This is a genomic window from Paraburkholderia tagetis, assembly GCF_022213065.1.
In the GTDB taxonomy this organism is placed as follows: domain Bacteria; phylum Pseudomonadota; class Gammaproteobacteria; order Burkholderiales; family Burkholderiaceae; genus Paraburkholderia; species Paraburkholderia tagetis.
Map to the genome: position 1 here is coordinate 1 of NZ_JAKLJA010000093.1, position 8,077 is coordinate 8,077.

General features: G+C 57.6%; 8 protein-coding genes and 1 pseudogene. 8 read left to right on the forward strand and 1 reads right to left on the reverse strand.

The genetic code is table 11. From position 1 onward, the window contains the following. Positions 1-112, reverse strand: a 112-nt coding sequence (locus L5014_RS39160) for a DUF5372 family protein (RefSeq protein WP_420800209.1), incomplete at its 3' end; no start/stop codon positions are given. On the opposite strand from L5014_RS39160, the gene ltrA reads away from it, so the two are divergent. The 8 genes and pseudogenes from ltrA (at position 100) to L5014_RS38140 (ending at position 7,945) form a co-directional block, all read left to right on the forward strand. Then, the gene (gene ltrA, locus L5014_RS38105) at positions 100-1,125 is read left to right on the forward strand and encodes a group II intron reverse transcriptase/maturase (RefSeq protein WP_238469024.1); all 1,026 of its coding nucleotides are present in this window, start codon (positions 100-102) and stop codon (positions 1,123-1,125) included. The two genes, L5014_RS39160 and ltrA, sit on opposite strands and share 13 nt — an antisense overlap. A gap of 392 nt (positions 1,126-1,517) precedes the next feature. Next, the gene (locus L5014_RS38110) at positions 1,518-2,642 is read left to right on the forward strand and encodes a J domain-containing protein (RefSeq protein WP_238469025.1); all 1,125 of its coding nucleotides are present in this window, start codon (positions 1,518-1,520) and stop codon (positions 2,640-2,642) included. Between the two features lie 419 nt (positions 2,643-3,061). Further along, entirely contained in the window at positions 3,062-3,769 is a 708-nt protein-coding gene (locus L5014_RS38115) for a GntR family transcriptional regulator (RefSeq protein WP_274389666.1), read from the forward strand. 1,073 nt (positions 3,770-4,842) lie between these two features. Then, positions 4,843-5,439: a TIGR01841 family phasin gene (phaP, locus tag L5014_RS38120; RefSeq protein ID WP_238469027.1), complete on the forward strand. Its 597-nt coding sequence runs from the start codon at positions 4,843-4,845 to the stop codon at positions 5,437-5,439. Positions 5,440-5,638: 199 nt separating this feature from the next. Further along, a complete protein-coding gene (gene phbB / locus L5014_RS38125) occupies positions 5,639-6,382 on the forward strand; it encodes an acetoacetyl-CoA reductase (RefSeq protein WP_238469028.1) in 744 nt (247 codons plus the stop codon). Positions 6,383-6,522: 140 nt separating this feature from the next. Next, entirely contained in the window at positions 6,523-6,723 is a 201-nt protein-coding gene (locus L5014_RS38130) for a hypothetical protein (protein WP_238469029.1), read from the forward strand. A gap of 129 nt (positions 6,724-6,852) precedes the next feature. Then, a complete protein-coding gene (locus tag L5014_RS38135) occupies positions 6,853-7,011 on the forward strand; it encodes a hypothetical protein (RefSeq protein WP_238469030.1) in 159 nt (52 codons plus the stop codon). Between the two features lie 167 nt (positions 7,012-7,178). Further along, positions 7,179-7,945, forward strand: a pseudogene (locus L5014_RS38140) (IS5 family transposase). The last annotated feature ends 132 nt before the right edge of the window (positions 7,946-8,077 follow it).

Here is an 8,077-nt window from a genome sequence, read left to right on the forward strand (position 1 = left end):
CTGCGACGCGGCGCGCCTTCAGCACGGAAAAGCGTTGGCCCCTGAGGGGATGAAATGGATGACGGATCTCAGCCCATCCCAAATGCTCGTTGAGCACTTGTGCAGTTCGCACTGACCGTCCCCACCGTATCTGATCGCGTGGCGCAAAGTGTGGTCAAACTGATGATCGAGCCGACACTTGACCCGATATTCCATGACGATTCTTATGGTTATCGGCCGGGCAAGTCGGCGAAACAGGCGATTGCCGTGACGCGTACGCGTTGCTGGAAATATGACTGGGTTGTTGAGTTTGACATCAAGGCGGCATTCGACCAGATTGATCATGCGTTGTTGTTAAAGGCGGTGCGACACCACATCAAGGAAGGCTGGATCCTGCTGTACATCGAGCGGTGGCTGACTGCTCCGTTCGAAACTGCGGAGGGGGCGAGTCTGCCCCGGATGCGGGGTACACCCCAGGGCGGTGTGGTCAGCCCGATCTTGATGAATCTGTTTATGCACTATGCGTTCGATAGCTGGATGCAGCGGACATGGCCGCAGTCTCCCTTTGCGCGCTACGCCGACGACGCGGTGGTTCACTGCCGCAGTCTGGCGCAGGCACAAGCCGTGATGCAAGCGATTGAAGTGCGGCTGGCAGAGTGTGGTCTGACGATGCATCCGGAGAAGTCTAAGATCGTGTATTGCAAGGACGGTAAGCGCACTGGCACTTATCCGAACGTGCAGTTTACGTTCCTCGGTTTTACGTTCAGACCGAGACGGGCATTGAGCAAACATCGACGGTTATTTACTAGTTTTCTGCCGGCGGTGAGCAATGATGCCTTAAAGCGGATGAGACAGGTCGTGCGGAGTTGGCGCATGCATCGACGAACACCGGCGACGCTGGATGAACTTGCGCAGCAATGCAACACGACGATACAAGGGTGGTGGAACTACTATGGGGCGTTCTATCGGACGGCGATGCACAGCCTCTTCGGCTACATCGACCTACGGCTTATGCGGTGGGCTCGACGAAAGTACAAGGGGTTGCGGCAGCACAAGCGACGTAGTGCGGAATGGCTACGTAAGATGAAGCGCGTCCACCCGCGGTTGTTTGTCCACTGGCGTGTCGTTGGGGTAGCGGTTGGATAACGGGAGCCGAATGAGTCGAGAGACTCACGTTCGGTTCTGCGAGAGACTCGGGGCGCAACTCCCCGGGTCTACTCACCTCTTAATAGACATGTGGAACGGCACATTTTCAGGAAAAACCTGGAAAACTTCAGAGGGGAGGTGGCCGGGAAACGACGATGGCGTGGAAGCATTCGGCACCTCTTCAGTATAGGCAACAACGTGTCGGTCGGAGTGACTTGTTTGTCCTGCGGCATCTTTGAACAGGAAACGCAGCTGTCTCGCTAATCCGGGTTAGCGACACAGTCTCATGTAATTTCGCTTCTGGACCGTTCGGCATCCCGGTGCGCGTGGCCCTGCGTCGGGTAAAATGGGCGCCGTCGTTGACTTTCTCCCCGCCTTCAGCGGATTTCCCCATGTCCAGAACATCGCGATCTGTCAGCATTGCGCCCGATCACAACACGTCGGCCCTGTCGAAAGCCCAGAAGACGTTCAACTCGCTGATCGGGAAGATCGGGAAACGACGCAAGCGCTTGCGCGACTGGGAAACGGTTAAGCCTGCCTTCCAGCAGCAGTACGTCAACGAGCTTCTCCCACTTGAGCAGAAATCGTTCGCATTCCAGATCCGGATGGTGCATTGCCTGGACCGTGCCTACGAACGACTGACCAAAGCCGAGCGCCGTAAGGTTGCGCCAGTGATCCTTGATCTGGCCGGAGACTTGATCGACGAAGACAATGATGAAGGAAAAGAGCTGAAAGCCATCTATGACAAATACAGCCCTACCAGCTACGACAGCCAGGTGGCCGAAGAGGTCGACGGGATGAAGTTCATGTTCGAGACGGTGTTCGGTGTCGATCTGGGGGACGATCTGGACCTGAGTTCGCCGGAAGACCTGCTGCAACGTGCTGAGACCCATTTCCGGCAAGCCCAGACGGAACGGGATGCCCAGAATGCAGAGCGGGATGCCCGACGCGCAAAGCGGAAGAAATCATCGCGACAGCAGGCCGCCGAAGCTCGGGCACAGGAACAGCAGGCAAAGATCAACCTGTCCATTCGCGAGGTCTACCGAAAACTCGCCAGCGAGCTGCATCCGGATCGCGAAACCGATGCGCAGGAGCGAGAGCGGAAAACCCGGCTGATGCAGCGGGTCAACGAGGCCTACCAGAAAAACGACCTGCTGCAGTTGCTGGAGCTGCAACTGGAGCTCGAGCATATCGATCAGCATGCCCTGAACAGCATGAGTGAGGAGCGACTGAAACATTACAACGTAGTCCTGAAGGAACAGATCCGCGAACTCGACCAGGAGATCCTCCACGTCGAGTCGGCCTTTCGTTACGCCTACGGAATCGACCCGTTTGAACCCGTTTCCCCGGATACGGTCCTGCACAACCTCGCTGGCGATCTCAAGCAGCTTCAACTGAACATCCAGACCCTTGAGCAAGATCTCGTCGCATTCGAAGATATCAAAAATCTGAAGCTTTGGCTGAAACGTTGCAGGCTCGTGCCCGTCGAGCCAGATTTCGAATTCATGCCGTTTTGACATTGAAAAGTCTCCGACGGCAGGTAAGCCCGAACAGTGGGGAGTTTCAGGCAGACGATGCGGCGGCACGGGACATCCTGACGCTGTTCGGTGGCACATTTATTTCGCGACGGCCGAACCCACAGCCCAGCAAGACTTTGCCGTCCTCTATGACTCCGGATGCCATGGAGTGACACATTTATTGTCGCAACGGTGACACTTTCAATACGGACTACGTCTGTCCAAGTGATTTCAATCTGCTGCTGAACCCGATGCATCCGGAGATGGCGAGCGTGACTGTCTTCAGCACCGAACCATTTACATTGGGCCCGCGGCTGTTTGGCCGGGCGACCAGGTAAGCCGGGCGGATGTTTTTTCTGCGCATGGACCAGGCGCGGCGGGCAAACGGACCGTACAGAATTCCCAACGAGGCGCTAGTTATGCCACGAACGCAGACGCGAACAATTCGGCCGGATCCCAAGCTGTCCGGGAATCTGGTCGACAGGGTGTATGAGCAACTGGAGTCGATGATCGTCACCCTGGAGTTCCCTCCCGGAGCTTTGCTCTCCGAACCCGAATTGGGCAAACGGCTCGGGGTCAGCCGCACGCCCGTCGGGGAAGCGTTACAGCGCCTGGCTCGTGAAGGCCTGGTGACCATTCTTCCGCGCCGCGGGATCGTGGTATCTGAGATTAGCGTGTCGGATCAACTGCGCCTGCTCGAACTTCGGCGCGAGATATCCCGTTTCATCGCCCGGATGGGCGCCATGCGCGCCAGCGACGAAGAGCGCCTCGAGTTGCGGCAAGTTGCTCGCGCGTTTCAGGAGGCCGCAGCCGCGAGGGATACGGCTGCGCTCATGAGCGCTGACAAGACGTTTCACGACCTGTTCGCCGCTTGTGCGCACAACAGTTTCGCTTATAACGCCATTAACTCGATGGAGGCGCTAATGCGCCGTTTCTGGTACGCCCATAGCGCTTCCGAGGCCGATTTCATCCAGTCATCCCGGCTGCATGCCGAACTTGCGCGCGCGGTTGCGAAGGGGGACGAAACTGCCGCCGCAGCGGCTTCCGATGCGCTAAGCGATTATTGTGAGGATTTCGTGCGCACTGCACTTGACCGGCCCCGCCCAGTCGCCTCAGTCCGCAGGTAAGGGGAGTGCGGCGCCTGGCGCCTCCCGAACCGGTCGAAACCGGATGCCGAAAATTACAAAGACTTCGGGTCAATCCCAGGGTAAACGATAGATTTGTTCTGCAAGACATCCAGTTAGCATTCAACTGGAATCCCAGTTGAGCTTCACAGGCTGGCGACCAGCTGTCTCAACGACACGCGCTCCCGGGAAGCGTGTTTCGGCTCTTGCGCGGGGGCATACCCCGCGACTGCTTGTCCTGGCCGACTGCCGTGTCGTCGTGAAAGCCTTTGATAGCCGCAGCATCCTTTAACGATTGGGGAGGAAAAATTTGCAATCCTCACGAGCTTGCCACGCTGATACTCATCACGAATGCGCCTGATCAGCTGGAACTCGGTTGCACGGAACTCGCTGTTCTGCATGAACAACAAGTTGCTTCGTTCAGGTGATACGGCGCCGGTCAATTATTGCCCCAACTTACCGGGGTAGGTAAGATCTTGCGACCCAGCGCATTCGGAGCCTTGGTGGTAGCCGGAGAGCGCGCTGCTGAGTCAGGTGCCCGGTGATGCGCTTGAGCCGACTACCGGTGCCAAACAACGGCTGAGCATCTCATGCAGGCGTACTCGAAGCCGATACGCCAGTATTCTCGTCGAGGGTTCCCGGCTATGGATATCGAGTCGATCAGCCATGCCATATTGCATTGGCATGGCTGATGCCGCGACGACGACCGTCATCCCCGTAAAGCTATCGGACAACGTCAGCGCCGACAGTTTGAAGCGCCGGGCGGTATGGTGCGCTGACCATACGAGCGCGCCTGCGTTTGCGCCAGTTTTTGTGCGCTCTGGCTGATGGTTACGACGCCGCCATTTTTAATTAGATATCCTGATTTAAAAACGGCAACCGGAGAACGACCGAGGCCATTTAGTCAATTCTCCTGTTGACAGGGCGGCCACAAGATTGTCAAATTGATACATTAGAGTATGTACTCTAAACGTCAGGGATGCGTCTGATTGGTTGGGTGAATGGTAGATCCTTCATTCGAGGCACGTTCGCATACCATTTCATTTTTTAGCATTACTAAAAATGGAGAATGAGCGATGACTGTGTTCTCGCCTGAGGAATATATGGCTTTTCACGGGCCTCTTGTCGAGACGTGGTTTGCCGCAGCCGATGCGACGCTCGGCGCTTTCGAGGCCGTGGCCGATCTCAACGCTCAGCTTACCCGAGCAGTGCTCGCAGAGTGGGAGGACGACCTCAACAACGCGGCTGACAGCACCAACCCTGTGGCGTTTTTTACGCAGAAATGGAAGCTGTCACAGCAAGCCGTCGGGAAAGCCGCGTCGTATGATCACCACCTGTTCGATATTGTCGCGAGCGCGCAGTCCGATTGGACGAAGGTCGCGACCGCGCAGTTCGGGCACTTCGACAAGAAGTCGAATGAGTGGCTGGCTCAAGTCGCGAAGCATCCGCCAGCCGGCTCCGGAGCGATGGTCCCTGCGACGAATTCTGTGTTGTCGATCGCCAGTATCGCGATTGAAGCGATGCGCGCTGCCCGCAGTCATGCGATCGAGACCGCGCAACGCGCCGTTGAAGTCGTGCTGCATTGGCATGGAACAACAAGCTGGCAAACACCCACGCCAGTCGGGCTGACAAGGCGTCGCCAGAACGCGAAATGGCATGACGCAGCCTGCTAAGTCCCGACGGGACGGACCTCGCTTACTGTCAGCACAATCAACGGCTGCCACTCGGCATTGACCTCGATATTGCGGCCCGCACGTCGCGGTGGGGCTAATCCTGGTGACGCTGCTGCACAAGATGTAGCGCCGCGACGCAGAGGAGGGCTCGTCAACGGGTAGTCCAATTATATTTATAGTCAACTCAAGGATATGTAGGATGACGAACAGAATTGCACTGGTAACGGGTGGCATGGGGGGGCTCGGTGAGGCGATCAGCATTCGACTTCATGACGCGGGTTACAGGGTGGTTGTCACCCACTCGCCGAACAACTCGGGCGTCGATTCCTGGCTAAACAAAATGAAGTCCGAGGGCCGCGCGTTCTACGCCTACGCTGTCAATGTTGCCGATTACGACTCGTGCCAGCATTGCGTCGCGAAAATCCAGCACGATGTCGGGCCGATCGACATTCTCGTGAACAATGCGGGGATTACCCGCGACGTAACGCTTCGCAAGCTGGACAAGATGAACTGGGACGCGGTTATCTGCACCAATCTGGATTCCGTCTTCAACATGTCAAAACCCATCTGCGAAGGCATGGTGGAGCGCGGCTGGGGACGCATCATCAACATCTCTTCGGTCAACGGCTCGAAGGGCTCGGTGGGCCAGACCAACTATGCGGCCGCCAAGGCTGGCATGCACGGCTTCACCAAGTCGCTGGCGCTGGAGGTGGCCCGCAAGGGGGTGACGGTGAACACCGTCTCTCCGGGCTATCTGTCGACGAAGATGGTCACCGCGATTCCGCAGGAGATTCTGGAGACCAAGATCCTGCCGCAGATTCCGGCTGGCCGCCTCGGCAAGCCCGAGGAAGTGGCCGCCCTCGTGGCCTACCTGTGCTCCGCAGATGCCGGCTTCGTGACTGGCGCGAATATCGCGATCAACGGTGGCCAGCACACGCAATAAGGAGCGGCTTGTGCCGCGAGAGTGAGCATGCGGTGCACACGCAATCTGGATACCGGCGAGAAGACACCATGACAGCAAGCTTTGGGGAGACTCCGGCAGTGGGCCTGTACCAACTCCAGGTCCGCGCGGAAATTCGGAGCATGAGAATTGTCGTGTTGTGGCAACTGCTTTTGCCCCTGACCGCAGGGATCCTAGACGTAAAAATCTCCACCGGTCAAGCGGACCGCTACGCCGATTTTGTCGTGTTGTTCGCCAATATCCCGTCAACGGTGCTGGGCACGATTGTGGATCGGCTTGGCTGTATGACGTGGGTGACGAGCGCTACGATGACGCCGGCCTGACGGTTCCTGAGAACGTGTGGCGATCGCGATGCATTGAGAACGAACGATGTCATCGCCGGTTGGCGAAGCGATTGAAGAAATCATGCACGGGTTGGCAGTGCCAGATCGAACGTGGCAAACGAGGCGACCATGAGCATGAAATTGATGGGGATTGTGGTCGGGATGTTCGCGCTGGTGATCGCGATGATCGGCGTGATCGGACATTATCGCCGCGAACGTCGTCGCGCTGAATTGCTGAGAAACCTGGACCATGACGGGCGGTGTAGCTGGGGACGCCGCCGTCACTGATGCGAGACGTCCTCCATCTCGCGTTCGATCGGGCAGGCTGCACGCAATGGTTCCCGAGGCAGAATTCCAAAAAATGCTTTGGAGGCCAGTTCAAAAACCCTGAGAGGGGCTGTTAACTTTCGCGGCGACCTGTTAACCTCGGCCATCCAGCAACGGAGACTGAGGGAATGCAAGCGCCGATCATTGACGACGAATTGTGGACACTGATCGAACCATTACTGCCACAGCCCAAGTGCCGGAAAAAGGATCGTCGCGGACGACCGCGTGTGTCGCACAGGGCTGCGCTCAAAGGCGTCATGTTCGTGTTAGGCACCGGGAGACGCTGGAACTAACTGCCAACCCAGTTGGGATTTGGCTCGGGTGCGATCTGCTGGCGTCGGCTAAACGCCTGGCAGAAGGTCGGTGTCTGGAACACTTTGCACGGGTTGCTGCTCGACAAACTGCGCGAATCAGGCCCGTTAGACCTCTCGTATGCAGCGGTCGATTCATCGTCGGTACGTGCTATTGGGGCGGGCGAAAAACTGGGCCGAACCCCACGGATCGCGCGCGACCGGGTTCCAAACATCACATCCTCGTTGACGCCAACGGCGTGCCGGTCAGCACGAACTTGACCGGCGCAAACCGCAACGACGTCACTCAACTGCCGCTCGTCGATGCGATACCGCCGATTCGCGGCACGCGCAACCGACCGCTTCGCAAGCCCAAAGTAATCTACGCCGATCGCGGCTACGACTCCGGGTCGCACCGTGAGCGCTTGCGTGATCTCGGCATCAAGCCGGTGATCGCGAAGCGCCGCACTGAACATGGCAGCGGTCTGGGTAAATACCGCTGGGTCCTTGAACGGACTCGCTCGTGGCTTCATGAAGCGTTCCTGAAACTCGCATGCTCGCTCGTTTGCTGGAACTCCCGCAAACGCGCTAATTCGCCTTTTTGAACTGGCCTCTAACTCGTGAGTGCCGAATTCGAGCCCATTTTCGGCTAGGTTCCCAGTCGGAACATCTCGAATGTCTCGGGGTCCTGCCTTTCTGTGATGAATTTTGCGAAGAAATGGGTTCCGGTGCTATTC